The organism is Paenibacillus peoriae, assembly GCF_022531965.1.
GTDB classification, from domain to species: domain Bacteria; phylum Bacillota; class Bacilli; order Paenibacillales; family Paenibacillaceae; genus Paenibacillus; species Paenibacillus polymyxa_D.
Genome location: NZ_CP092831.1, coordinates 5,740,119 through 5,765,339 on the forward strand (window position 1 = coordinate 5,740,119; position 25,221 = coordinate 5,765,339).

At 43.0% G+C, this 25,221-nt stretch carries 21 protein-coding genes; 7 read left to right on the top strand and 14 right to left on the bottom strand.

Annotated features, from left to right (window positions below):
* Positions 1-40: 40 nt before the first annotated feature.
* Entirely contained in the window at positions 41-1,123 is a 1,083-nt protein-coding gene (locus MLD56_RS25485; protein WP_239645252.1) for an elongation factor G, read from the bottom strand.
* Positions 1,124-1,430: 307 nt separating this feature from the next.
* On the opposite strand from MLD56_RS25485, the gene MLD56_RS25490 reads away from it, so the two are divergent.
* Together MLD56_RS25490 and MLD56_RS25495 are read left to right on the top strand one after the other, a co-directional pair.
* Positions 1,431-2,021: an RNA polymerase sigma factor gene (locus MLD56_RS25490; RefSeq protein ID WP_029518886.1), complete on the top strand. Its 591-nt coding sequence runs from the start codon at positions 1,431-1,433 to the stop codon at positions 2,019-2,021.
* Positions 1,982-3,049 carry a DUF4367 domain-containing protein gene (locus tag MLD56_RS25495; RefSeq protein WP_029518887.1) on the top strand — a complete coding sequence of 356 codons (1,068 nt, stop codon included), beginning with the start codon at positions 1,982-1,984 and terminating at the stop codon, positions 3,047-3,049. The genes MLD56_RS25490 and MLD56_RS25495 overlap by 40 nt, the downstream gene beginning before the upstream one ends.
* Before the next feature lie 91 nt (positions 3,050-3,140).
* Here the strand turns inward: MLD56_RS25495 and MLD56_RS25500 are convergent, their stop codons facing one another.
* The gene (locus MLD56_RS25500) at positions 3,141-3,716 is read right to left on the bottom strand and encodes a histidine phosphatase family protein (protein WP_029518888.1); all 576 of its coding nucleotides are present in this window, start codon (positions 3,714-3,716) and stop codon (positions 3,141-3,143) included.
* A 31-nt stretch (positions 3,717-3,747) separates the two neighbouring features.
* Positions 3,748-4,671, bottom strand: a complete 924-nt coding sequence (locus tag MLD56_RS25505; protein ID WP_029518889.1) for an AraC family transcriptional regulator — start codon at positions 4,669-4,671, stop codon at positions 3,748-3,750.
* A gap of 185 nt (positions 4,672-4,856) precedes the next feature.
* Here MLD56_RS25505 and MLD56_RS25510 point away from each other — a divergent pair, with 185 nt between their 5' ends.
* Complete coding sequence (locus MLD56_RS25510; RefSeq protein WP_049817054.1) at positions 4,857-5,603, top strand: SDR family oxidoreductase; 747 nt, start codon at positions 4,857-4,859, stop codon at positions 5,601-5,603.
* Between the two features lie 265 nt (positions 5,604-5,868).
* On the opposite strand, the gene MLD56_RS25515 is transcribed toward MLD56_RS25510, so the two are convergent.
* From MLD56_RS25515 to MLD56_RS25540, 6 genes are all read right to left on the bottom strand, one after another.
* Entirely contained in the window at positions 5,869-7,368 is a 1,500-nt protein-coding gene (locus MLD56_RS25515; RefSeq protein WP_029518891.1) for a malate:quinone oxidoreductase, read from the bottom strand.
* Between the two features lie 238 nt (positions 7,369-7,606).
* Entirely contained in the window at positions 7,607-8,395 is a 789-nt protein-coding gene (locus tag MLD56_RS25520; protein ID WP_029518892.1) for a class I SAM-dependent methyltransferase, read from the bottom strand.
* Between the two features lie 138 nt (positions 8,396-8,533).
* Positions 8,534-9,397, bottom strand: a complete 864-nt coding sequence (locus MLD56_RS25525; protein WP_029518893.1) for a P-loop NTPase family protein — start codon at positions 9,395-9,397, stop codon at positions 8,534-8,536.
* Between the two features lie 171 nt (positions 9,398-9,568).
* A complete protein-coding gene (gene araA, locus MLD56_RS25530) occupies positions 9,569-10,993 on the bottom strand; it encodes an L-arabinose isomerase (RefSeq protein ID WP_029518894.1) in 1,425 nt (474 codons plus the stop codon).
* Between the two features lie 41 nt (positions 10,994-11,034).
* A complete protein-coding gene (locus MLD56_RS25535) occupies positions 11,035-11,730 on the bottom strand; it encodes an L-ribulose-5-phosphate 4-epimerase (RefSeq protein WP_013373853.1) in 696 nt (231 codons plus the stop codon).
* 1 nt (position 11,731) lies between these two features.
* A complete protein-coding gene (locus MLD56_RS25540; RefSeq protein ID WP_029518895.1) occupies positions 11,732-13,345 on the bottom strand; it encodes a xylulokinase in 1,614 nt (537 codons plus the stop codon).
* 291 nt (positions 13,346-13,636) lie between these two features.
* Between MLD56_RS25540 and MLD56_RS25545 the strand changes: the two genes are divergently transcribed.
* Positions 13,637-14,725 (top strand): GntR family transcriptional regulator, encoded by a 1,089-nt coding sequence (locus tag MLD56_RS25545; protein WP_029518896.1) that lies wholly within the window; start codon positions 13,637-13,639, stop codon positions 14,723-14,725.
* A 206-nt stretch (positions 14,726-14,931) separates the two neighbouring features.
* Positions 14,932-16,926, top strand: a complete 1,995-nt coding sequence (locus tag MLD56_RS25550; RefSeq protein WP_029518897.1) for a serine hydrolase domain-containing protein — start codon at positions 14,932-14,934, stop codon at positions 16,924-16,926.
* A gap of 201 nt (positions 16,927-17,127) precedes the next feature.
* Here the strand turns inward: MLD56_RS25550 and MLD56_RS25555 are convergent, their stop codons facing one another.
* Both MLD56_RS25555 and MLD56_RS25560 read right to left on the bottom strand, forming a co-directional pair.
* Positions 17,128-18,927, bottom strand: coding sequence for a helix-turn-helix transcriptional regulator (locus tag MLD56_RS25555; protein WP_029518898.1), 1,800 nt, complete (start codon positions 18,925-18,927; stop codon positions 17,128-17,130).
* A 100-nt stretch (positions 18,928-19,027) separates the two neighbouring features.
* Positions 19,028-19,615, bottom strand: a complete 588-nt coding sequence (locus MLD56_RS25560; protein WP_029518899.1) for a sensor domain-containing protein — start codon at positions 19,613-19,615, stop codon at positions 19,028-19,030.
* A gap of 344 nt (positions 19,616-19,959) precedes the next feature.
* Between MLD56_RS25560 and MLD56_RS25565 the strand changes: the two genes are divergently transcribed.
* Both MLD56_RS25565 and MLD56_RS25570 read left to right on the top strand, forming a co-directional pair.
* Positions 19,960-20,199 (top strand): hypothetical protein, encoded by a 240-nt coding sequence (locus tag MLD56_RS25565; protein ID WP_029518900.1) that lies wholly within the window; start codon positions 19,960-19,962, stop codon positions 20,197-20,199.
* A 316-nt stretch (positions 20,200-20,515) separates the two neighbouring features.
* Positions 20,516-21,937, top strand: a complete 1,422-nt coding sequence (locus MLD56_RS25570) for an MDR family MFS transporter (RefSeq protein WP_029518901.1) — start codon at positions 20,516-20,518, stop codon at positions 21,935-21,937.
* Positions 21,938-22,074: 137 nt separating this feature from the next.
* On the opposite strand, the gene MLD56_RS25575 is transcribed toward MLD56_RS25570, so the two are convergent.
* The 3 genes from MLD56_RS25575 to MLD56_RS25585 all read right to left on the bottom strand — a co-directional run bounded on the left by MLD56_RS25575 (position 22,075) and on the right by MLD56_RS25585 (position 24,950).
* On the bottom strand, positions 22,075-22,677 hold the full coding sequence (locus tag MLD56_RS25575) for a class I SAM-dependent methyltransferase (protein ID WP_029518902.1): 603 nt from the start codon (positions 22,675-22,677) through the stop codon (positions 22,075-22,077).
* Positions 22,678-22,892: 215 nt separating this feature from the next.
* A complete protein-coding gene (locus MLD56_RS25580; protein WP_029518903.1) occupies positions 22,893-23,426 on the bottom strand; it encodes a YceI family protein in 534 nt (177 codons plus the stop codon).
* A 189-nt stretch (positions 23,427-23,615) separates the two neighbouring features.
* The gene (locus MLD56_RS25585) at positions 23,616-24,950 is read right to left on the bottom strand and encodes an SMI1/KNR4 family protein (RefSeq protein WP_029518904.1); all 1,335 of its coding nucleotides are present in this window, start codon (positions 24,948-24,950) and stop codon (positions 23,616-23,618) included.
* Between the last annotated feature and the right edge of the window lie 271 nt (positions 24,951-25,221).

A 25,221-nucleotide genomic window follows, 5' to 3' on the forward strand; every position in this document is an offset into this window, starting at 1 on the left:
GAAGGTGAGGCAACCCCGCCCGTACAGCCGATAGTTTTCGTTAGCTAACGGGCGGGATTGCCGAGTTTACCTCTTGATCGTTTAATTCATCTTTCCATTTATCGATATCATAAATCACTTTAAATTTTTCTGTTAACTGAGTATCATCTTCAATTGGCACAAAGCTGTTTAATTCTATATGGAAGTCCGAAACATCTTTTTTATGGTCATACATCTCTTCTAGGATATCGATAATTGAGGAAAGTCTAGATTTAAATGATAACTTATAGTCATCTTCGTCCTTGAGTATACATCGATTTTCTACCCCTCTAAAAAAGGAGTTCTCTTCAAAATATAGCTTGTTACAGGTCATTTGGATCTGCATCAATGGTTCGCATATTTGCCAATCCGCTTGCTGCATAGCGGTTCTGAGTGATATATGTGCTCCACTAATGTAATAATAATCCCGATAAAAACACATTGAACAAGAAGCCTTCATCATTTTAATTTTTGAATCTACAGCAGGGTACCCTAATACAAATCCTTCAGCTAACAATTTCCTGGAAAAGTAATCTAACGATTTTACGAATAATTGGTATCCATGCTCCTTACCTTCCTCATCATCTTTATGACAGCAGTAATGAATAATATCTTCATTCACTTGTTTATTTTCATATTGATATCCCATCCCAGCCTCTAAATGACCAATATGAATTTCGACTCCTGCAAATAAGTCATTTAAACTTGTTATTCTGGAATGATTGCCTTTCAAATTTATGTTCAAGTCAGCAGTACATTCTCTATAAAGTATGCAGGTGTCTTTGATATTCAGGTTTATATCTTGTCTTTTCATAAAATCAGCGATTCTCTTGAGATGCAAGTAATCAATTCCTATAAAAATTATTTTCTCATATTCAATAGCTCCAGCAGCAGATTGATTAAAATGAACAGCAATACAAACATCCTCATCGTATGCTATTAATGTCTCAATACTCTCAGCCACCCTATTCCGTAGCGCAACTTGTCGAGGAAATGGCATGGTTAATCCAATGTATTTTGATTCTAGGTTAGGCAGCAGCTTCATTTGATCATGAAGGTAAAGCATCACATTATCAAAATTATATTTCTTAGCACTTACATTCATTAGAAACCGTATCCTCTCCTATTTATTTACGAGATGGCCCCAAAGCGTCCTCATAAGGCTTTTTATGAAGAATTCCGTAGACCTCCTTCTTATCAATATCTTAATTTCATTTTAACACCCCCCACTTCCACAATATACCTTTAACTCTATAAAACTAACTACGTGAGTGATTATTGTTCTGCTTTATCGTACTCTCTTAGAGAGTAGATTTAATACTAAAAAAATTTAGAAAAGGTGTCCCTTTCGGTCATCTTCATTTGTTATACAGGTATAGTTTTCTTTTTGATCAGAGGAGGTGCCTAAATTTTTGAATGAGGAAATCGAATACAAAATCAAACGAGTTCAAGCTGGCGAAATCCAGGATTACGCCTACATTGTGAAGGAGTATCAGCGTCAGATATTTGTGTATTGCTGGCGGCTATTAGGAAGTGAGCATGAGGCAGAAGAAGCCGTACAGGATATTTTGGTCAAAGCTTTTGAAAAAATTAACATGTACAAACCGACAATGGGCTTCTCCTCCTGGCTGTATAAAATGGCTTATCATCACTGCCTGAACTTGATTCGCAGGAAGAATCTACAGCGCAAATTTAAGATTACCCTGTTCACCTCAACTAATATGACTTCAGACAGTGCTGCGCAGGTTTTGGAACGTCAGCTTTTCAGTGAACCGCTGAGCCGGGCATTAGACCAACTGAATGCAGAAGAACGAAACCTGTTGGTGCTGCGCATTTTTGAAGAAAAAACGTTTGGAGAAATCGGGGAAATTATGAACAAGAGCGAGGAAGCTATCAAGAAAAAATACGGCAGAACAAAAACAAAGCTCAAAAAAATGATGGAACCCATAAAGGAGGACCCGAAATGCGTGAATTACAAGGCAGAAATCAGGAACAAAATCTGAAATACACCGATCCAAAAGACAAAGACTTAAAAAACATGGACAAGCTGACAGAACCAGAAAGTGTCCTAAAAATCCAAGCTTTTGACGTTTCTGACAAAGTGATGGAACAGGTCTACCAAAAGGTGACGCCCAAAAAGGGGTTCATTGTAAAAATGCGTCTTCAACCGCGCATTACCGCTCCCATTATGATCTTACTTTTTGTGTTAGGGGCTTCTGTGACCGGATACGCCGCTTCGCAATATCTTGAATTCCGCAACAGTAAGGGCGACGTTGTATTAAATACCGCCAAAACACCTGCCGAAACGGACGCTTCGAAAACGTATACCTCCACCTACGCACAGTGGAACGAAAAAGTGAAAGATCGCCTGCAGCCCGGAGAGTATGCTGCCTATTACGTCAAGGACGATTCTATGAATCAGAACAACCTATCTAATCCGGCCCTGTTTGCGTACAAGCCAGCTGAACTTTCAAGTTTCAACAGCTTACAAGATGAAATCAAGCGAACTGAGGCTCCATTATTCAGCAACCCCACTCATCTACCAGATGGCTATCAGTTTGAATTCGGATACGTCTATCCAAGCGCTGCATATCCTAGGATGATGGATAAAAAGGAATATCGAGCTTTAACCGATAAACTGATGCAACAGGCCCAAGCTGCACCGGAGGGTGAAAATCTGTTTATTCAAAAGCTGAGCTGGGACAAGTCAGACACCTCCTTTGCCCGGTATGCGAGAGGAAACGACTATGTAAACATTACCGTCACCAAATACACTTCTGAAGTCACAAAGACAACCATCATGCAAAATGAACAGGATTCGGCTGAGCAACTGACAATTAAAGGAACCAAGGCCTATTACATCAGGGCAAGCAAAACAAGCAATCCCTTGGAGGCCGGAAAAAACCGACTGGGCTGGCTTGATGAAAAAAGACGGTTACACTTCAACATATCTGATAACCAGGACAGTCCACTGACCAAGGAAGACCTGGTAAAAATAGCCGAGGATCTGCTTAACGCTTCACCGCAATAGCTATAAAAGAAAAGCTTTGAAGAGAGATCATCCTTTTTTAGGGGTGGTCTCTTTTTGGAGAATAGTCCTTATACCTTTTCCTCACAAACTATTACGGCATGTTCCACAATCTTTTCACCTCAACTAATTCCTGATCATTGAATTCCATTCTGTATACGTCTGGCTTGGATGTGTGTAGTAAAAAATTCAAATCGTACTGCTTGTCATAATGCCCCATCATTAAAGTCATTACAGCTCCATGAGTGCCTAATGCGACTTTCCGTCCTCGGTAGATTATTAGCAATTCCTTTAAGACTGTTATACTTCGATTCTGACAAACTGCATTAGACTCTCCTCCCGTTAAAGTAAAGTTGGGATCAGAAAATGACTTATCTAACAAAGGGAATAATTCATCATCGGGCATTCGGTTGTCTTCATTCAAAAAAATTCTTTCTTTAAGATCCTCGAGTATTAAAACTTCTTGTCCTGAGCATTGAGCTAATTCTTGAATGGTTAGGATTGCCCGTTGATATGGACTTGAAACGAAAACCTCGATCCCCTCTCCTCTCAATAACTCAGTTATTTGAAAAGCATCTGACTTACCTTTATCAGTCAAACCTCTTGTTCTTTCATTTCCTTCCGTCTTTGGTGATTCGCCATGTCTCACCATGTAAATGAAAGTTTTCATATTAACCTCCACGGATCACCCGATAAACTTCTCAATCAACTGAGACACTAAGAGAATTACGCAAATGTTTAACATCACTCATCGGTGGCCGTCCAAACATGCGTCCATATTCTCGGCTGAACTGCGAAGGACTCTCATAGCCAACGCGAAAGCCTACAGTGGCGGCCTCCAATCCCTCCGAGAGCAGTAAGCGGCGTGCAGCCTGCAGTCGAATGGCCTTCTGATACTGCAGAGGACTTATAGCCGTTACCTTTTTAAAGTGCTTGTGTAAGGAAGAAGGGCTCATGTTTACTTCCTTCGCCAATTCCTCGATCACAAGAGGCTTAGAGTAATCGCGGGTAATCAGATGGATCGCTTTGGAGATGCTATGTGCATAGCTGCCAACTACGGCAAATTGCCTGATTAAAGCTCCCTGCTCACCTTGTAATACACGATAAAGGATCTCGTGCGTGATAAGCGGCGCAAGAAACTGAATATCCGCAGGCGTATCCGAAAGTCTGACAAGCCGAAGCAGCGCATCAAGCAGCAGAGGGTCAAATTGGCTCACCAGTATGCCGCGTCCAGTCTTAACGTTACATGGAGGAGGACTCTTCTTGATAATGTCCAGGATGGCGTCTGGACTAATGGATAATTGAAGACTGAGATAAGGAAGCTCCGACGAGGCTTGAGTTATTTTACCAGTTACGGGAAGTTGAACTGATGTGACCATGTAGGTTGTTGGATCGTACACATAGTTTTCTCCAGCCAGCATTGCTGTCTTTGAGCCTTGCGCAACCACGTACAGGGAGGGCATATGGACCGTATGATTCAGCTCGGACACATGGCTTGCACGTCTGAAATAAAGTCCTGGCACAGACGAAACAAACGTACCGTCCGAAGACGCGCGTTGATCAATCAGACGAATCAGTTCTTGTAGATTCGTAGAAATATCAGAGGGGGGAGGAGACGAAACCATTCATGCTTCACCTTCCTTTCCGTTGAACGCTAATATTGATGTGCTAATTATATGCACGCCGAATAGGATTAGGCAAGAATTGGACTTGATCGGTCTACCTGTCTCAATTGAATTCTACTTAAAATTTACTTGCAAGGCCAACAAAGGGCCTAAGGCAAATAGATCAAAGAAAGAAGGATGGGGCTATGAGTTTGGAAGGAAGAATAGAGAACAAAGTCGTCGTGATTACAGGTGCAAGCAGCGGAATTGGAGAAGCAACAGCACTGTTGCTTGCCGAGCGTGGAGCAAAAGTCGTGCTTGGGGCGCGCGGGGTGGACCGCCTTGAAGCACTGGCGACACGTATTACGAATAGGGGTGGCGAAGCTGTCTATGCACGCACTGACGTTAGACGGCGCGAGGATCTGTGCAACCTCGTTACTTTGGCTTGCGAACGATACGGGAAGCTGGATGTTCTCGTCAGCAACGCTGGCGTTATGCCTATATCCCCTCTCGATGATCTGCGCGTGGAAGATTGGGAGCACATGATTGACGTCAACATTAAAGGCGTTTTGTATGGCATTGCTGCAGCGTTGCCTGTCTTTCGCAAACAGGGTTTCGGACATTTCGTGAACACTGCTTCTACAGCAGGACACAAGACCGTTCCGAACCAGTCGGTCTACTCTGGTACGAAGTTCGCCGTACGCGCCATCTCAGAGGGGTTGCGCCAGGAGGCTGGTGATAAACTGCGCGTAACCATCATTTCGCCAGGTATTGTGCAGACAAATTTCACCGAAAGTTTAACAGACCCGGCTATAAGAGATCAACTCGCCGTCATCCGGGATAAACTAGCCATGACACCAGACGCGGTAGCCCGCGCAATTGGATTCGCAATTGAACAACCGGCTGACATTGATGTGAACGAAATCGTGATCCGTCCAACCGCACAAATATAACATAAATAGATAGGGGCACCTCCTCTTGTGAGTGCGCCCCTATCTATTCATACATAAAGCTTTACCATGGAAGCTGTTCATCCATGTGACATCGAAAATGCAGAAGGATTGCAAAACTTTGTTTTGTTAAACAAACATTTTTAGCGGTGGGGATTTTCTTCCCACCGCTTGGTGTTGTTGCTTATTGGACTCTAAAATATATCGTAAGATTACTGTGCTTTTTATTAAAAATATTTGGATGATCGAGTTACTAGCCATGTAAAAATTAACGATGAAGCGGTTCCCTTTCGCCCAGACCGAGCACCTCCGTTGTGGAGTCATAAATTTCTTGGTAAAGCTCTGGGTTTTCCGCTAGTGACACCCCATAAGAAGGAATCATTTCTTTTATTTTTGGTTCCCACTCTTCCATATGTTGTGGGAAGCATTTTTCCAATACTTCCAGCATAACGTGAACAGCAGTAGAAGCACCCGGAGAGGCGCCGAGCAGTGCAGCTATCGAACCATCAGCAGCACTAACCACTTCTGTACCAAATTGAAGTGTTCCTTTACCGCCCTCCGTATCTTTGATCACCTGCACACGTTGACCCGCTACCACGATCCCCCAGTCCTCGATTTTGGCGTTCGGAATAAACTCGCGTAATTCTTCCAGACGCTTTTCATTCGATAACATCACTTGCTGAATCAGGTATTTGGTCAATGCCATCTCTTTTGCGCCTGCCGCCAACATCGTGATGAGATTATTGGGTTTTACAGATCCGATCAAATCCAAATTTGAGCCCGTTTTCAAGAACTTCGGTGAGAAGCCGGCAAACGGTCCAAATAGCAGTGCTTTTTGGTTACCGATATATCTTGTATCCAGATGCGGAACAGACATGGGAGGAGCACCAACCTTAGCTTTACCGTATACTTTCGCATGATGCTGGGCGACAACCTTAGGATTGTTACATACCATAAATAGTCCACTTACCGGGAATCCCCCGATATATTTGGACTCAGGAATACCGGTTCTTTGTAGCAAAGGTAGACTTCCACCCCCACCACCGATAAAGACAAATTTGGCAGTATGGTATTCGATTTTACCGTTATCCAGATTATGGACTTTGACTTTCCACGAGCCGTCGCTCGCACGTTTAATATCCTTTACACTATGCTTGTAATTGATCTCAACGTTTTTACTTTTTAAATGCTCAAACAACATGCGTGTTAAAGCACCAAAGTTGACATCTGTTCCAGAGTCGATTTTGGTTGCCGCGATTGGTTCATTCAATGTACGGCCTTCCATAATTAGCGGAATCCATTCCTTCAGCTTTTCAGGGTCGTCGGAAAATTCCATGCCTTGAAATAGAGAAATAGTTGAAAGCGCTTTAAACCTTTTTTTCAAAAAAGATACATTTTTCTCTCCTGTTACCAAACTCATATGAGGTATTGGCTTGATAAAGTCCTGAGGATTACGAATCAAATGGCTGTTTACAAGAAAAGACCAAAACTGTCTTGAAAGCTGAAACTGCTCATTAATGTCTACAGCTTTACGAATATCTATAGATCCATCAGCTTTTTCGGATGTATAGTTCAGTTCGCACAGTGCAGCATGGCCTGTACCTGCATTATTCCATTCGTTAGAGCTTTCTTCTCCTGCGTTTGCGAGTTTCTCAAACACTTTAATTTCCCATTCTGGTGCTAACTCTTTTAGCAATGATCCCAGAGTCGCGCTCATGACTCCGGCACCAATTAAGATAACGTCTGTATTTTTCTGAATGCTATTCATAAAAACCTTCCTTATCTCTTATATTTGCAAAAAAGAGCAGGCCCTCCTGCTTAGGTGATACAAGAAGCAAGGCTCCACTCAGGAACATATCTTTTCTGTCTCTATTATAACTAAAATATAATCTTTTAAAAATTATATTGTCTATTATCTGATAATTATAAATCATTTCTGCTAAAAAGTGAGAATTTTCTTTGCAAAATAATAAGAATGGATCTCAACACGCTGTATTATTGGGGCTTCACTTACTAGCAGTAATAACAGACACTGACAATTCTTCGGTAAACACACCCGTGGAGTCCATATCTAGTAGAACAGATGTTAAATCATTTTCAAATCGTACTAAATTATCACCAAAAAGGCGTCTTGAAGCAAATGATGTAGAGTACAGATTTCCAATGATCGAATCAACAGTCCATGTATATGAATAACTCGGTAAAATATGTCTTTGGACATTTTTGAATCCAGATTTTCTTACAATATCCTCATACCTCTCCTTTGGGGGAGTGTAAGTGCTATTACCAGCTCTTCTTGCGTCTCCTAGCCAACGTCTCACTACTTCGTTGACCTTGAGTTGCCAAAGTAAGGGTTCCTGCTTCCCAGTATTATCAATAATAGCTACGCCACCATTAGTATCAGAACTGTTATACAGAATGTCAAGAATGGACTCTCTATCCATCCAATGAAATGCTTTCGCAATTATAACGAGGCGAAAGACACCCCAGTCACATACGCGCTCTTCCGCCCTTCCTTGTACCCATTTAACATTGTCCAACCTTTTATCACTGGACAAACGGTTTGCTTCATCTAGCATTTCTGATTCAGTATCTACACCTACTATTTCTTCAAACCAATCACTAAATCTTAGAGCTAGCTGACCCGTTCCACATCCTAAGTCAAGCAAGCGACCTTCCCCATTCAGAGAAAACTTGTTAACTAAAAACCGAATAAGCGACGAAGGATAAGGAGGTCGATACCTAGAGTAGTACCAAGCGGTACCTTTAAATAGATCTGGACCATAATCACTCATAGCTTATAACCTTCTCTCTACTGAACTTTTAAAACATGAGAGTCACAGGGCTGCCTGTAACGGCAAGTTTTTGGGCCAATCTTTACGGGACAGGCCCTTTCTAATTGCACTAACGTTTCCTCGAATGAGCTTCATGGTTTATAAATACTTCATCATGATATTCGAAACAGTCTGTTGTTGATTCACCCAATCATAATCGGAGTTATCCACAATAAACGATTGAAAAGGAAGTTGCTCAATAATTTGTAATTCTAGCTCTCGTCGATGTTCAAGGAACTGAATATATCCCTCATACCCGTAAAGCCCCTTCTTCTTTCCATAATCTTGCTCTGTATGGTACCAAATCGTGAAATCTAACCATTCTTGAGATCTCATCGTTTTTACTCGCTCAATCGTCTCACGCACATCAGGTTGCTTCAAATAGAACAAAATTGGATTTAACTCCTGAATTTGCTCCGCAATCTGTAATACATGCCGAACAAATCGATCATTTCCAGCATCATGCCGGGCGAGTAATGCACACCCTGGGTTCTGTAAAAAACAGCATTCGAGTATGATTAGCTTTTCCTTTTCTCGCTGATCTTTAACAAAAGACTTCCAACGTTGGATCATCAATTCGCAGTACTTTTCCACGGGTACTCCATCGTAGATTTCATAACGCTGGATTTCCTCATACAAACTAGAAGGAATTTTATTTTGGGCTGATTGCTGCGCAAGCGCATATGCGATTAAAGAGTCGTTGCCATTCAAAGATACGAACGGATCAATGTAATGAAACACCTCGGAATAGATTGATCGGAGCCGATCAAGTTCTTCGTTCGGCATACATGCAACCGATTCATAATCAGCGGGATGCCGTAAATTTCCTTCTAAAAATAGTTCCGATTCTATTTGATGTGTATTTAACATGTCATGTATGTATCTAGATAATGTGGATTTGCCAGAGCCAGGTATGCCTTCGACGATAACCAGTTTCGTTTTCGTAGCTGGTACATTCGCCATAGTATCACATCCTTATGAATTAAATGATTACCTTAAGGAGAATCCAATTATCTCGTTATATCGCCAGATAGCTTAGGAACCTTTCCTTTATCTCGACATCCTTAGAAAACCAATAAAAAGCATTGGATCCTAAGGACTGACCCAATGCTTTTATAGATGGCTATCTTCTAGTTATTTAATAATTACGTATTCCAGGTTAACCAGTTTTGCATAAGTCACAATTTGGTCTGTGGTTAGATTCAAGGAAACCACAGTATGGTGACCGCCACCGTTCTCAATCCATGCCTTAACTCCATCCTGGAAGTTAGGCTTCACGTTCCACAGTACACGGGCTACCGGAAGATTTGGAGCAGGAACTGTCGGTTCAAATGCAGTAACCTCATTGATCAGCAGTTTATAATGAGTGCCAAAGTCAGCCATAGAAACAACCACACCATCTCCTGCCTTGCCGTCAAATACCAGACGGGCTGGATCTTCACGATCACCGATACCTAACGGAGAAACGATGACTTTAGGCTTGTTGCTCGCCAACGTTGGGTCAACTTCAAGCATATGGGATTGAAGGATCGATTCCTGACCAGCCGCTAATTCATAGGTGTAGTCTTCCATAAAGCCAGTGGATTGGTTATGGCTCATGACTTTAAGCAGGCGATCGAGCGCTGCAGTCTTCCAGTCTCCTTCACCAGCAAATCCGTATCCTTGTGCCATCAAACGTTGAACGGCAAGACCAGGGAGCTGTTTCATACCATAGAGGTCTTCGAAGTTCGTAGTGAAGGCAGTATAGCCGCCATGATCCAGGAATCGTTTAATAGCAATTTCATAGCTTGCTTGCACTCTTACACTGGCTTCCCAAGCTTCCTTGCTATAAGTACCATAATCGAATTCATAAAGTTCAGAGTATTCCGCAAACAAAGCATCAATCTCTTCTTCTTTCACAGCATTGACGTACTGAACGAGGTCGCCAATTCCGAAGTAGTCAACAGTCCATCCAAATTGAATTTGGGCTTCGACCTTATCACCTTCCGTAACGCCAACATTACGCATATTGTCGCCAAAGCGGGCGACTTTGATATTGAAGCTTTCGTTATAAGCAACCGCTACATCCATCCACTCTGCGATTTGTTTTTGCACTTCTGCACGTTCCCAGTAACCTACAACCACTTTATTCTGTTTCTTCAAGCGGGCGTTGATAAACCCATATTCACGGTCACCATGAGCTGCCTGATTGAGGTTCATGAAGTCCATGTCAATTGTAGCCCAAGGAATGCTTTCATTGTACTGTGTGGCCAAATGAAGTAGCGGCTTTTGCAGCAATTTAGTACCGCGAATCCACATTTTTGCAGGTGAGAAAGTATGCATCCAAGTGATGACACCAGCAACCTCATCACGATAGTTGACTTCTTTCATAAGGCTGGTGATTTTGTCTGCACTAACCGCCAGATCTTGCAATACAAGCGGATAAGGCAGAACGCCGCTCTTATTTAGGGCATCGGTCATTTCTTGTGCGTGTGCTTTGACTTCTGCTAATGCTTCTTCTCCATACAGATGTTGTGAACCTACGACAAACCAGAACTGTTTTGTACCTACTGTTGACATAACATTCATCCTCTTTTCTTCGTTTGTTAGTTTAGTTGGTCTTACTTTTGCCCGTAGTAGGCGTCTTTCCCATGTTTGCGCAAATAGTGTTTATCTAGAATCCGCTGCGGCAATTCTTCGGCAAAATGATTCAATTCCCGTGCGAATAAATTCATTTTCGAAACTTCTTCCAATACGACGCTATTCATGACTGCAGATTTCGCATCCTTACCCCAAGTGAAGGGAGCATGACCCTTAAGCAGGACACCTGGCACTGCTAAAATATCCAGCCCGCGCTGCTCAAAAGTTTCGATGATGACACGGCCGGTTTCGGCTTCGTAGCCACGATCAATCTCCTCTTGTGTCAAGAAACGAGCACAGGGAACAGAACCATAGAAGGTGTCTGCATGAGTAGTCCCCATTACAGGTACATCCAGGCCTGCCTGAGCCCAAATCGTCGCCCAAGTCGAATGCGTATGCACAATACCGCCGATCTCTGCGTAGTGCTTGTAAAGTACGGCATGAGTCGGTGTATCCGATGAAGGTCTCATCTCTCCTTCAACAACATTGCCGTCAAAATCAACAACCACCATATCGCTAGGTTTCATCGTGTCATAACTAACACCACTCGGTTTGATAACGAATAAGCCACGCTCACGATCAACAGCGCTTACGTTACCCCAGGTGTATTTCACGAGTCCATGTTTAGGCAAATCCAGATTGGCTTGAAATACTTCTTCTTTCAGCTGCTCTAACACGTCAATTCCTCCAGTTTTCCACTAGATTATCTACAGCAGCCTGCTCAATCGCCAGGCCTTGTGTGTAGCGTTCTAAGAATGTTTCGAACCCCTTAACATCGGAACCGTCAGGATGAATTTCTTGTCCCTCAACATCTCTAAATACTTTTTGGTCGAGGAAGTCTTCCAGACTTTCTTGTTGATCCTTGTTCATCATGTAAGAAGCCAGAATAGCCATACCCCACGCTCCGCCTTCTCCAGCTGTTGACATCACGGATACCGGGACATTCATAGCAGCCGCAACAATTTTTTGTCCGACGATAGGGGTTTTAAATAAACCACCGTGAGCCAGAATGCTGTCAATTGCGACGTATTCTTTCTTCGTCAAAATATCCATTCCGATTTTCAAAGCAGCAAATGCAGTGAACAGATGAGTCCGCATGAAATTGGCCAAATTGAAACGGCTCTCAGGAGAGCGGACAAACAACGGTCTGCCTTTCTCTATTCCGGTGATATTCTCCCCTGACAAATAGCCATAGCTGAGTAAACCACCGCCATCTGGATCCGCTTCCAAAGCCTTATTCAGCAACACACTGAACAATTGATTCGGATCCGCCTTGTGCCCCATGGCCTCATAGAATTCACGGAACAAGCCCAGCCAAGCATTGAGATCACTTGAACAGTTGTTGGCATGAACCATGCCGACCGGATTACCATTCGGTGTGGTCACCAGATCAATTTCCGGATATACCGCTGAAAGGTCCTTCTCTAATACAATCATGGCAAAAACCGAGGTTCCCACAGACACGTTGCCAGTACGTTTTCTCACACTATTCGTAGCGACCATTCCTGTTCCCGCATCACCTTCTGGAGGACAAAGCGGAATACCAGGTTGTAAATCTCCGGATTTATCTAAGATTTTCGCTCCCGCTGCGGTTAGTACACCTGCCTGCTCGCCTGAGATATGAACTTTAGGAATAATATCTTGTAACTTCCAATCGTAGCCTTTGGCTGCAATGAGTTCATCAAACTGCTTAACCATCGACTCGTTATAATCATGTGTAGTCTCATCAATTGGGAAAATCCCCGACGCGTCTCCGATACCAATTGCCTTATCGCCAGTCAGCAGCCAGTGGATATATCCAGCCAACGTCGTCATAAAATCAATATGAGGGACATGTTGCTCTTCGTTCAATATCGCTTGATACAAGTGAGCAATACTCCATCGCTCAGGAATGTTGAATTGAAATTTATCAGTTAAAGCTTTTGCTGCAACCCCGGTTGTCGCATTCCGCCAAGTCCGGAACGGAACAAGCAACTCACCCTTGCTGTCAAAAGCCATATAGCCGTGCATCATTGCAGAGAATCCTATAGAACCAACCGTACGAAGGGTGACTCCATATTTTTGCTCAACCTCTTGCTTCATTTCACGATAAGCCTCTTGCAGGCCCATAATAATACTCTCTAAGTTGTACGTCCAATATCCATCTACCAGGAGGTTTTCCCACTCATAGCTTCCAGATGCGATGGTTTCAAAACGATGATCAATCAGCACTGCCTTGATACGTGTGGATCCAAATTCGATACCAAGTGAGGTTTCTCCCTTAGTAATCGCTTGTTTAATGTCTTGATCCATGCTCACGTTACTCCTCTCTCTGAACAACTGTTATAATCGCAATAATTGAAAGAAGGCGCTTTCTTTTGTTTACAGCCTTAGTATATTTTTTGTGCGTACATTTGTCAACACAAAACCATAGTTATACTTACAAATACTTTGACAAACCGAGTGTTTTTCTAGTTTTAACTTTAGTATTTATACAGATAGGACAATAGATTATAATAAACTCATAATTATGCTAAAATATGTACATACAAATATTATAGATGCATTAATTAGTATTAGAACAACTTGGAAAGAAGGAATAAAGTGAAACCAAAGTATCAGGTCATCCTTGAGGATATAAAAAGCAATATTCTTTCAGGGGCATACAGCGTAGGAGAACAAATTCCAACGGAATTCGCTTTGCAGGATAAGTATAAAGTTAGTCGTCAGACGGTTCGGAAGGCTATTTTGGAACTATCCAACGAAGGTTTCTTAAGAAGTGAAAAAGGATCTGGCACCTATGTCAGTAACCAATTCCGCTCAAAGACTGGTGGGAACTCCAGTAATAAAACCATCGGAGTCATCACGACCTACATCTCTGATTACATCTTCCCCTCGATAATTCGCGGGATTGAAGCCAGATTAAATGAAGATAATTATTCATTACTATTAGCGAGTACCAATAATGATGTCGCCCAGGAAAAGAAAGCCTTGGAGATGATGCTGTCCTTTGGTGTGGATGGTTTGATCATTGAGCCTACGAAGAGCAATCTATATAATCCCAATATCGCTTATTATCTGACGTTCAAGGAACAGGATGTTCCCTTCATCATGATTAATGCCTATTATGAAGAGTTGGAAGTTCCTTACTTCTGCCTCGATGACGTACAATCCAGCTATCTGGCAACCAAAGAATTGATCGCTAACGGACACACACAGATTGGTATCATTGCCAAAATGGACGATTTACAAGGAAAGTATCGAATGAAAGGCTATATCAAAGCGCTTGGAGAAGCCAAATTACGGTTTCACCCCGAGCAAGTGCTCTCATTCTATACTGAAACGAAGCAGGATTTGTCCACCAATTTGAGGAAATTTCTGACCGAACAAAGAGACGAGTTAAGCGCAATTGTCTGCTATAACGACGAGGTAGGATTAGAAGTTGTACATGTATGCAGACAACTTGGGATATTGGTGCCCGAAGACTTATCCATTATTGGTCAAGATAATTCCTATATTTCCAAGAATGCAAACATCAAACTAACGACATTAACGCACCCCCAGGAACAAATGGGACGTGATGCCGCCGATTGGGTTATTAAGAAACTTCAAGGGAAAAAGGATCTACGTAACCACACCTATTATCAGCCTGTGTTAATTGAAGGAGAGACGGTTAAGAAGAAACTGAAGTGAAAAAGGATATGTAACTGTGGTGAATTTCCGTTTTTTCTGAATGAACCATCGCCCTTTAAACCTAGTGCCTAATTGTCATATGACACTTTGGAGTGACTTGGTATGGTGGGTGGCGAAATGTAACTTGTTGGTATGACAAGTCCTTTGCCATACTTGGTTTTGCCGGACGCTATAAGGCAAAAATACATTTCAAGGAGAAATCATTCATGAAAAAAATGATTCACACCAGTCTCGCGGTTCTACTATTATCTGCTACGGTAACTACCGCGTGTATGGCACCCAACGGCGCATCAGTTGCCGCACCCGTTAACGTACCAGTTGCATCTGAGAAGGCTAGCTTGGAGGGACCGCGAGATGCTAAGGAACTAGAAGCTTTTGCAGATGGCGTTTTTGCGGACAAGATGAAGAAGTATAATACAGTTGGTTCTAATTTTGTGGTCGTTGCAGGTGGGAAAGTGATGCTAAGCAAAGGTTACGGGTATGCCGACAAGGGCAAAAAAATTCCTGTTGATAAAAATACCGTTTTCCAAATCGGCTCTGTTACAAAGTCATTCACTGCATTGGCAGCTATGCAGTTGGTCGATAAGGGGAAAATGGATTTAAAACGCGATATCCAAGAGTATTTAGGAGGAATAAAGGTTCCGAATAAAACAGGAAAAAAACTGACGATGTTTGATCTACTTACATATTCAAGTGGATTTGATGAACCAGATATTTCCATGGAAATGCATCCAGAATACGCGGACAAATATTTTCCGATGAAGAAGTTCATTGCATCAAATATGCCAACTGTTGTCAGGACTCCAGGAGAAGCGTACACTTATGACAATTTTGGTTTCATGCTAGCGGGATATGCTGTAGCAAACGTAACGGGTATGTCATATTCCAAATATATGGAAAAGAATATTTTCAAACCGTTAGGCATGAATTCGACGAATGTGCGGTTTACCCCCCAATTGTTAAGCAGAATGGCTGCTCACTATGGACCAACAGGCGAACTGATACCCTTGGACGGGTTTAAACCAACGGAAAAACCTGAAGGCGGTATCGTCTCAACAGCAGATGACATGGCGAAGTACCTTATTATGCACCTGAACAAAGGCAAGTACAAAGGTAAAGAAGTAGTGAGTCCAAAGAGCATAGAGCAAATGCACACATACCAATTATTCCCTGATAAGGAGTTCCCGGTCACAACAATTGGATTCGAAGGCTACTTCAAAGAGAAGATGAATAATCAGCATGTGATTCTAAAAGGAGGAAATGTTACAGGGCATTCTTCCTTGATTGTTATTCTGCCTGAGAAGAATACAGCAATGTACATGTCCTACAATAACGACTCCATGATGAGTCTTGACGTGTATGAAGAATTTATGAATCATTATTATCCGAGAAAATCAGAACTTCCAAAGTCAACCTACGCGACAATAAGTGAGCAGCAGGCCCAAGACTACGTGGGATTATACCAAAACACGCGTATCGCTGCCTTAAGGACGAAGGTTTCGTATTCGGACGGGAAATTAATAATGGAGACAGGAACATCAGGCAAACATACACTAAAAATGATCCACCCTTTATTATTTGAAGATGAATCAGGTAATAAATTGACGTTTAATAAAAATCAAGCAGGCCATATTGCATATTTGTATTACATGCAACTCCCAGACCTCGTTGCTTATGCGCAAAAAATAAACATTGATTCACCATTTTCTGATGTACCTGCGGATAGTAAATATATTCCATATATAAACAACCTTAATGCTTTGAAAGTCATGAGCGGAAAATCAGCCCACCTCTTCGATCCGAAAGGAACGATGACTCAGAGAGAATTCTCAGAAGTGCTGCTGCGCGCCCACGGGTGGTATAAACAACCTTTCATGATTGAACCGAATACAAAACAGATGATGGCCGGACTACGTAATTATCAGCCTAATTCTCCTATCACTAGACAAATGGCGGCGGTAATGATCCAGAACCTGAAACAGGTTGAGCCTGGAATTAAGGTTAAATTGGGTGGCGAAACGGATGCTTGGGCAGTTAAAGCCATCACAGCTCTTGTTTCCCAAGGTATCATGGACCCGAATACCAAGATCAATTTAGACGGCTCCATAGACTTCCGCTCCAAACAGCTTTTGAAGCGTCAAGAAGCCAGTGCCTTGTTGGATCAAGCATTTAATTACTATACGTTGCCAATCAGTCACTAATTCAAAAGGATTAAGTAAATTTTCTACCGTAAAGGACAGTGCTTACTTCGGGATTAACGAAAAAAAGCGCGAGTGCAGGGGGGATTTCCCCATGACTCGCGCTTTTTGGCTCATCTCGCCCATTCGAGGATGTTATGGGCAAGCAAAAGCCAACCGATAAGGGCACGGTACTAGCAGGCACCTAAGGAGGCGTACCGAAAGTTATTCCATAAGCCCTGCCTCCCGGGCCTTTTGCACTGCTTCCTCTCGGTTGCGAACCCCCAGCTTCAGATAGACCGATGACGCATAGTTTCTAACCGTACCATCGGATAAATACAATTTGGAAGCAATGGTTTTATATCGCAGTCCTTTCGACACGAACTGTAAAATTTCAAGCTCCCGTGAAGTTAAATCATAGGTCGCAGCCACTTTGGTTGTCGACGGAACGTCTCCGCTCTTGGCGGCTTCCAGCTGAGCAAACAATTTGTGCGACATCTCCTGATCGATCAGCGTGCCTCCGCGATAGACCGTACGTATTGTTTCGGCAAGCTCTACCGGCTTCATCGACTTCAATAGGTATCCGTCCGCTCCGCTTCGCAGCGCTTCCAGAGCCTGTCCAGTATCTTCGAACGTGGTGAGAATCAAGATGCGGATGTGGGGCCACGTTTGTTTTATGGTACGGGATGCGGAGATTCCGTCCAGGTTCGGCATGTCCAAATCCATGAGCACCAGCTGAGGCTGAACCTGTCTGCACAGTTCGATGGCTTGCTCGCCATCTTCTGCCACCCCTACGACTTGCAAATCTTGCTGCTCCTCGAGAAGAATCCGTAGACTTTCACGGATAAAAGGCTGGTCATCGACGACCAACAGACGGATGACATCATCCTTAAGCTCCGTTTGTCGTGGCAGGGTGCAGGTAACGAGGGTGCCTTCGCCCGGTTGGGTATAGACGCCAACATGACCTTGCAAATTCATCGCTCGCTCTTTCATGGCGTTCAAGCCGAAACCATCCCGTCCATGTTCCATCCCACGGCCGTTATCTTGAATTTCCAGCCTCGTCTGCTGAGGCTCGAATTGCACTGAAACCGTAATCTCCGTCGAGTGTCCATGACGCACGGCATTCGTCAATGATTCTTGCAAGCAGCGATACAGCGCTATCTTCGCTTGCTTCGTTACAGGGTATTCCTCCCCGAAGGCCTGGAAACGAACCGACACCTTAGCATGCTCCTGAAACTCCTCTGCCAGCTTCCGCAAAGACTGAAGCAGTGGGAGTTCTTCATGCGGCGATTCGATTTGATGCACATAGCCTCTCACTTCATCCATATTTTCCCGGGCCAGGTTCAATAGGGAATCGAGCCGTTTCGTTCCTGTATCCGTCTCTAGCTCAGGGCGCAAGGTTTCCAACCCCATAATGAGGGAAGTGTACGCATGACCGACGGTATCATGGAGCTCTTTGGAGAGCCGATTCCGCTCTTCGGCCAGCGTGATGCGCTCGATTTGGGACAAGTACTGCTCCAGCACCGCATTTTGCTCGCGTATAATTTCACTTTGACGATGATTGACCATCAATAAATGGAAGGAAAATCCGAATGCATAAGCCGTCCCGAATTGAATGGTCATAATCCAAAAATCAATCTGCTCTGCAAGCAGCTTAACTATAGCGGGTAGGAGCAGTATGGATAAAGGACCTGACCAAAGATATGTTCTTTGTTTGCTATTAGAGGCAATCAAAAATGCATATACCAGGAATGTGAGGTAGGCTTCTGGAAAGAACAAAACTAAATACAGGCAGAGCCCGCCCGGGATCACAATCTCGGTAAGCAGGTAGTATCTATAATTGAGCTGCAAGCACAGCCAGGGAACGGAAAAAGCAATAAGCTGCCAAAACACAAGAACCCAAAGCGGCAGCGTGAAATGAGCTTGCCGCTCTATGATAGTGAGCAGGAGAGAAGTACTGCAAATCAAGCGGATCATAAGCATGAACCAGTCGTACCAGAACCACTGCTTTACCATATCGAACAAAACCATCAACCCCTAAGAACTATCAGTATGACATTACGTAACTATTATAGAGCAGATCATTATCCAACAATACTTTTAAATCCAGACCGGGACATTCCGGCTACCGGTTCACACTCTTGATCATACGACGGGTGTAGCCTCCTAGCATACGCGTGAAGCTGTTCGCAAGCCTGTAGCTCACCATAGTGAATATGACTCCTGAGGCCGAAACCAGTACGGATTTTATCACAGTATCTATAGGTACACCCATAAAATAATAATTAAATAGTGGAAAGAGGAGCGGGGCCGCAATCATTGCGAGTGGAGTTATATAAAGCAAGGCTGCACTAATGAGGCTTAAAATCCCCACCGGAAGCTTCAGCATCAGCCAGCCGATAGCGATCCAGTTGCGCCGATTTAGCAGCTCCTTCCTTGCTTGAAGCCAGATAGAGTCATCGGTGTTTATTGGTTTAACGTAAAGCTCTGTGGTAATATCCGTATAGATCTTGGTCTGTGTGCGTTCAAATTGCAGGAAGGTGTTTGTAGTTCGCAAAATGCGAGTAATCAGAGGAACGCCCGCGACGGTAAACGAAAGACTCAAGCCTAATGTAAGAGCGACCAGATAAAAGCAAAAGTAAAACAATCCGGTAGCGAAAGTAAGCAGTAGGAAATAGCCATTTTGAATAAAGCTGACGACGGTTCTTGTCATCAAAGAGCTCACATCCTTTACAAGTAGTCATCGTATCCTACGGCTCTTGATGTCAAATCCGCCAGTGCCATAATGTCATATGACACAAGGCGATAGCGATCTGCGAACCTAATGGGGAAAAACAACAGTAGTTACTGTGTGTACGGCAATTTTGGATCGCACGGCTAAACAAAAACTGCCCACCAAAAACTTAGAAGCTTGAAATTTACACTATCCATATATTGAGCTTGTCATTATAAATTGAATAACATTTAGAGATACGTAGAAACCTTATCTCTTGACATTTTATGGAGAATACTATATATATTCAAAGCCAATACGAAAGACAGGAAGGGAGGATCTGCATGCACAGAGTGATCAAAATCAAATTTACGCTCTTTTACGGTGAAGTTCCTGAAGCAAAATATTACGGGTACTTGGAGTTGAATCAGGATGGCAATATGATCGCGCTCTACAATAGGTACGGTGAGGAAATAGACATGTATGGCGGACATGAATTTGTTAGGGTAAGGACACTTGGCAAATTTGATGACCAAGACCGTGATAATTTTTATTCTTTGTTAGAAAGTGATGGTGTAGGATAATCTGCACGATAGGCTGACGATTCCAGTGCCAAGGCACTACGAAAAGTCAGCCTTTTTGATTTTATTTGCCTTATAGAGTTGACCGGCACGTTATCATAATCCCCTAACCTCATCTTGTCAAGAAATAATGCGCGAATGAGCGACACCGTGGTGGAGCCCCCCTTATGCTTTCGAAATATGAATGAATTTCCGAGTATGATGGGCAATTTCGCTTTTTCCAATTCATCCCACTCCACGTAAAATGATCTTCAGGCGTTGCGGGTTAAGCGATATACAAACAATGGACGGAACGTAATGAACAATCGGGAGGTAGAAGATGGACAATCAGGCTCAAGATGCAAGAGGAATGAAGAGAGGGGCAATATTAACCGCTCTACTCATCGGTACATTTGTCGCGTTTCTTAACGAAAATTTACTTACCAATGCGTTTCCTGCGTTGATGAGAGAATTTAACGTTGCTGCTTCGACCATACAATGGTTATCGACGGGGTATATGCTCGTGATCGGCGTACTGGTGCCGGTGACCGCATTACTACAGCAATGGTTCACGACTCGCCAGATGTTTATGTCTGCGATGGCGTTATTTTTGGCCGGTACCTGCTTGTGTGCAGTATCCCCGGGATTCGGAATCTTGCTGATGGGCAGGGTTGTTCAGGCTTGCGGGACAGGATTATTCATCCCGTTGATGATGAATACGATTCTCGCTCTCTATCCTCCAGAACGTCGGGGTGCCGCCATGGGTCTCATGGGGCTGGTCATCATGGTCGCCCCTGTCATCGGGCCGGCTTTGTCTGGCTTAATTATCGATACCTTTCAATGGCGATGGCTGTTCTACATGGTGATTCCTGTCGCACTGTTTTCGATGATTTATGCATTCGTGTACTTAAAGAATGTGACAGAACTGACCAAGCCAAGGGTCGATCTTGTATCCATTGTGATGTCAACCGTCGGTTTCGGCTGCGTCACCTATGGCTTCAGCCAAACAAGTGTCTCTCTTGAGCCAGAAGGTTACGGATCGATTGCAATAGGTAGCCTTTTCTTGCTCTTGCTTGTATGGCGCCAGCTTAAGATCAAAGAGCCGTTGATCAATCTTTCCGTATTCCGGCATTCCACTTTTTCTCTGGTTGCGGTATTGATTGTAATTCTGATGATGGTTCTATTCGCCACAACAACATTGCTGCCGTTCTATATGCAGGATGTGATGAAGTTGACAGCATTCGCGACAGGCTTACTTCTAATGCCGGGTAGCATTTTGAACGGAATGCTGATGCCGGTATCGGGGAAATTACTCGATAAATTCGGGCCGAGACTCGTCATTGTGCCCGGGCTATTCCTGATCGCCATATCGTTGTGGCTGTTTACCGGCATCGACAGTGATACAACACAAGGCTCCGTTCTGTTCAATCATATCCTCTTATTCTTAGGCATGTCATTCGTCGTCATGCCGGCTCAGACGACAGGATTGAATCAACTTCCACGTCACCTGGTTCCTCATGGCACAGCCATATATAATACGCTCCAACAGATTGCAGGGGGAATTGGCATCGCATTGTTCGTCGGCATCATGTCGTCTGGAGCCAATCGTTATCTTCACCATTCGCTCAATCCCACTGCGATGCATGAGAAGACACAAAGCATGGTTTCCGGTCTACAAACGGTTTTTTGGATTGAATTTATTCTGGCAATACTTATTCTGGCGCTGGGTTGGTTTATAAAAAAGCCACCTGAACATAATTAATTCATTACTAGGCACAGATTGAATCATAAGTTTAAAACCGTACAAGAAGCATGGGCTGTCTCATAAGGGGCGGCCTTTTATTTCGTTGTACCTTAGAACCGCTAACTATAAGGAGAGCTTGATTTCTGCCTAAAAGTTTATTTTCGAGAATCAAGAATAAACATAGATGCATCTTGTCCCATGAATATTTTACTTCCGTTAAAAAAAGTTTTGGACTGAATATCTCTATATCCTATTTTAGTCATAATGTCAGTCAGCTCTTCTTGATGAAATCCGTTATGAACTATATCTGAAACTACTTTTTCATTTTTATTAAAATCTACGATTAGTAAATGTCCTCCTTCATTTAGAACATCAAATAGCCTTGATAAAACGATTTCAACATCATGAATATGGAGTAGAACCTGAGCCATAAAAATATAGTCCGCATGTAAATCCGTTAGACCTTCCTTTTCAAAGTCAAAACATAATGTATCTGCATTCTGAATGTGAAGATCAGTAATTTTTTGCTTTATTTGATTAATCATGTTTTGTGAAGTATCCAGAAAAAGCATAGAATTAAAATCATTTAACAAGCTCATTCCGACAAGACCTGTTCCACACCCAAAATCAATAGCATTCTTACTATTAGCGTCAACTACATACTCACGAATGGCATCAGATGATGCCTTTGCAATTTGAATTCTTTCAGAAGTGTCATATACATTAGCTATCATTTCAAACTTATCCGTATTTCCCATGATTACCTCCCCAATCCGCCTTAATAAAAAACACAACAATATAGAATGATATTCTATCGAAGCATTTGCATTTAGTCCACATTCTAATTCATGCTTATGGAAAACAAAACTGTTTTGCTTCAAAATTTCCGCCCTTATTTGTGATACGGTTCACCGCCCTACCTGTAACGGCAAGTTTAAAGACCACCCCGCTAAAAGGATGGCCTTTAGGACTGCTATTCTATTCTAATTGCCTCGATATAAAGCTCGATTCTCACTTCATTTCCGACGATAACCCCGCCTTTTTCCAGAGGCGAGTTGAATGTCAAGCCAAATTCATTGCGGTCAATACTGGCTGTTGAATGAAATCCTACACGTTCCCGGCCACGAGGGTCTTTGTTTAGTCCTTCAAAAAAGGTATGAAAAGTGATGGGTTTGGTTACTCCATGCAGAGTTAGATTGCCCGTAAGTTCATATTGCCTTTCGCCAGCAAGGACGCAGCTGGTGCTTTGAAACGTAATGGTTGGATACTTGGCTGCATGAAGGAAGTCGTCACTCTTCAGGTGTTCATCTCGTTGCGATTGGCGAGTTGTAATACTATTTGCATCTATGGAAGCCTGAATACCCATGGTTTTTAAATTGTTGGGGTCAAAACTCAAGATCGCTTGGAAATGCTCGAATACTCCTTTAATTCTACTAATCATTAAATGCGTCACCGAAAACTCGACGGAGCTGTGGTCCGGATCCACTTCCCAATTGATATCTTTCATAAATAAATTCCACCTCTATAATAAGATTTTGAGAAAGGTCGCCCCTCTCAAAGCACTGCGATATTCGCATACCCCTAATATACAAAAACGCTACTGACAACGGGATGTCAGTAGCGTTTTAGCATTTTTTCGGCTTCCTCGTAAATCCGATTTAGTTTACATTTTATGGATAATTCATGTACGCCTTCATTACGATTCGTCTTTGTCGAAATAATCATCTGGCAAATGCAGTTCTCGCAAACAACCGATAAATTTTTCTCTGAAATTCGGATTGCTTTTGTATTTCGGCCATACCTCCTTATAGTAAGACAGCAGCTTCTCATGTGGAATAATGCCCCAGTATAAAATCAAGTTATTCAGAACCTGCGGGCCGCCCCCCATCAACATCTGTTCAATGATCTGCCAGCTTCCCAGCTTATTTTCGCAACTGCGCGCGGCATAGATGGCAGTGGTTTGCATTTTCGGGTCGGCGTGACACAAGAAAGGCGCAAAGTTCTGGAGCGTAATCGCACCGTAATCTTCCAAGATATACCCTGCATAACGCAACGTTTCTGGGTCGTGAATCCGGTCAAGCCTTTGCAAGATCACTGGAATAAACTCCGTTAAATCCTCAGTTTTACTGGAAGCGTGCAGAATCTGTAAAGCTTGCAGAAAATCCTCATGTTCATCCGATTGCAACAGCTCCAGAGGATACTTTCTACCCGTGTCAAAAGAAGCTTTGCAGATGAGCCAAATGGCTGTGGTCCGATTTTTGGGGCTTTGCTCCGCAATTTTTTTCAAAAAAGCAAGGGTTAGCTGAGAGACTTTCTTAAACTTGAACATTCCATCAAGCGCTTTGGCTTGGATTTCTTCGTTTGGAGCGCTCTGATAAATCTGGATCAGCGCATTCTCATCACCCGGCATTCGACTGCCAAACCACCCGATATCATAATCCAGAATAATTTCATCCAGCCAGCGCTCGTACCAGTCCAGAAAGCTGTCTTCATAGACAAAGAAAAAAGGATGATCAGGATGAAAATCGGAGGTGTACACAATTCTCCCCCTATATTTCCCCTCAAGTACGAGATACATGTCGTATTCGCAGCCTTGGGTGCCTATGCACAACATGCCGCCCAACACCTTATTACAGGTGTCGTCGTATTCCTCATCGGGAATGTCCTCGTCCTTGGTCAGGGGCTCAATTAGACGGTTCCATTCCTCTTTGGTCATCCCGGGGTACAGAACGGATTTTGCAAGGAGCGCTTGGCGCTCGGTGTAGGAAGTTGCCTTTTCAATTGAATATATTCCATAATAGGGTCCGGCGCCTCCATTGCCGATGTTCGTTAAAAACAGCGCATAAGGCTCAGGAAGTGTGACCTGATTGTGGGCTTGCCAGTCCGCCAGCTCTTTTGCTGTAAGCTTCTCTTTAACCCTATATTGATGTGAGGATGATCCAAACACTGAGAAACCCGCGTCTTTGCGCATAGCTTGGCTCAGTTTGTTTTTTATTCGATCCAGTTGCGTTTCTTTCTTGCCAAACCACATATTTGAACCCTCCTGTTGACCATAGCCAGGTTTCCTTTGTTTGCTTATCCAGCAATTTTATTATTTTTTCTATGGGTCGTACCTCTTTAAAATGATATGTATCTAGAGTACCACAGGAAAAAATCCATATGAATGGAACCTATATGTGGATTAGACTATAATCACCTTGTTATTCATGTAAGCCACTCCTCATTTCTCGGAAATTAACGACATATTATTTAATTAAACTCATTAAACGCAGTTCATTCTAAACAACATAGATTGAGGGAGA

Coding starts and splice junctions, on each gene's coding strand:
- MLD56_RS25510 (WP_049817054.1), top strand. CDS start 4,857: ATGAGTTTGGAAGGAAGAATAGAGAACAAAGTCGTCGTGATTACAGGT.
- MLD56_RS25505 (WP_029518889.1), bottom strand. CDS start 4,671: ATGGTTTCGTCTCCTCCCCCCTCTGATATTTCTACGAATCTACAAGAA.
- MLD56_RS25495 (WP_029518887.1), top strand. CDS start 1,982: ATGCGTGAATTACAAGGCAGAAATCAGGAACAAAATCTGAAATACACC.
- MLD56_RS25575 (WP_029518902.1), bottom strand. CDS start 22,677: ATGGGAAATACGGATAAGTTTGAAATGATAGCTAATGTATATGACACT.
- MLD56_RS25520 (WP_029518892.1), bottom strand. CDS start 8,395: ATGAGTGATTATGGTCCAGATCTATTTAAAGGTACCGCTTGGTACTAC.
- MLD56_RS25570 (WP_029518901.1), top strand. CDS start 20,516: ATGGACAATCAGGCTCAAGATGCAAGAGGAATGAAGAGAGGGGCAATA.
- MLD56_RS25485 (WP_239645252.1), bottom strand. CDS start 1,123: ATGAATGTAAGTGCTAAGAAATATAATTTTGATAATGTGATGCTTTAC.
- MLD56_RS25565 (WP_029518900.1), top strand. CDS start 19,960: ATGCACAGAGTGATCAAAATCAAATTTACGCTCTTTTACGGTGAAGTT.
- MLD56_RS25550 (WP_029518897.1), top strand. CDS start 14,932: ATGAAAAAAATGATTCACACCAGTCTCGCGGTTCTACTATTATCTGCT.
- MLD56_RS25515 (WP_029518891.1), bottom strand. CDS start 7,368: ATGAATAGCATTCAGAAAAATACAGACGTTATCTTAATTGGTGCCGGA.
- MLD56_RS25585 (WP_029518904.1), bottom strand. CDS start 24,950: ATGTGGTTTGGCAAGAAAGAAACGCAACTGGATCGAATAAAAAACAAA.
- MLD56_RS25560 (WP_029518899.1), bottom strand. CDS start 19,615: ATGACAAGAACCGTCGTCAGCTTTATTCAAAATGGCTATTTCCTACTG.
- MLD56_RS25580 (WP_029518903.1), bottom strand. CDS start 23,426: ATGAAAGATATCAATTGGGAAGTGGATCCGGACCACAGCTCCGTCGAG.
- MLD56_RS25540 (WP_029518895.1), bottom strand. CDS start 13,345: ATGGATCAAGACATTAAACAAGCGATTACTAAGGGAGAAACCTCACTT.
- araA (WP_029518894.1), bottom strand. CDS start 10,993: ATGTCAACAGTAGGTACAAAACAGTTCTGGTTTGTCGTAGGTTCACAA.
- MLD56_RS25500 (WP_029518888.1), bottom strand. CDS start 3,716: ATGAAAACTTTCATTTACATGGTGAGACATGGCGAATCACCAAAGACG.
- MLD56_RS25525 (WP_029518893.1), bottom strand. CDS start 9,397: ATGGCGAATGTACCAGCTACGAAAACGAAACTGGTTATCGTCGAAGGC.